Here is a 218-nt window from a genome sequence, read left to right as displayed (position 1 = left end):
AGCACCACGTTAAACGCGCCGGTCTCCGCCGAGGAAACCCCCGCCGCGTTCACCGCCGTCGCCGTCAGGTCATAGCGGCCGTCCTCGCCCAGCGCCGCCGTGGTAATGCTCCAGCGGCCGTTATCATCCGCCACGCCCGAGCCCGCGTTTACCCGGTTGCCGTCCGCATCCGTGGCCCACACGATGACCGTCAGCCCCGCGCCCGCGGTGCCGTTCAG

At 71.1% G+C, this 218-nt stretch carries 1 protein-coding gene; it reads right to left on the bottom strand.

Annotated features, from left to right (window positions below; genetic code table 11):
• On the bottom strand, positions 1 to 218 hold a 218-nt coding region (locus NR201_RS22650), incomplete at both ends, for an Ig-like domain-containing protein (protein ID WP_256850205.1).

Source organism: Pantoea sp. Fr-CA_6 (assembly GCF_024520895.1).
In the GTDB taxonomy this organism is placed as follows: Bacteria; Pseudomonadota; Gammaproteobacteria; order Enterobacterales; family Enterobacteriaceae; genus Pantoea; species Pantoea agglomerans.
The sequence above is the reverse complement of the archived record's forward strand: the minus strand, read 5'-3'. Positions and strand labels throughout refer to the sequence as shown.